The organism is Hymenobacter plasmatis (genome assembly GCF_020711255.1).
Classification (GTDB): Bacteria; Bacteroidota; Bacteroidia; order Cytophagales; family Hymenobacteraceae; genus Hymenobacter.
The window spans coordinates 1-507 of record NZ_JAJFAW010000072.1 but is presented as its reverse complement, the minus strand read 5'-3'; the positions used below and the strand labels follow the sequence as shown (position 1 = coordinate 507).

Here is a 507-nt window from a genome sequence, read left to right as displayed (position 1 = left end):
CAGCCGGTGGCTCCGCTGGGCGTGACGCTCTCGACCCTGGTGCAGGCGACCTGCACCTCGGCCACGGGCTCGGCCACGCTGGCCGCCACGGGCGGCACGGGTCCCTACACGTACTCGCTGCAGCTGGGCACCAACGCGCCCATCGTGCTCTCGGGCGCCGGGGCGGTGACCTTCCCCAACCTGGCCGCTGGTATCTACCAGGTGCTGGTTGTCGACGCCAACCGCTGCCAGGCCACGTGCGCCGCGATTGAAATCCGCGGCGTGAACACCATCACCGGCCTGCTGGCCGCGGTGGGCACGAACGTGAGCTGCTTCGGCGGCAACAACGGCACGGCCAACGTGACGGTGGCCGGGGGCACGGCCCCCTTCACCTTCCGCCTGGACGGGCTCGCGCCCATCGTCAGCAACAGCCGCACGGTGAGCTTCACCGGCCTGGTGGCCGGGGTTAACATCCCCGTGTCGGTGAGCGACGCCAACGGCTGCACCTCGGCCACGACGGTGACCATC

At 71.0% G+C, this 507-nt stretch carries 1 protein-coding gene; it reads left to right on the top strand.

From position 1 onward, the window contains the following. On the top strand, nucleotides 1–507 hold a 507-nt coding region (locus tag LJ738_RS21180; protein WP_227788346.1), incomplete at both ends, for a SprB repeat-containing protein.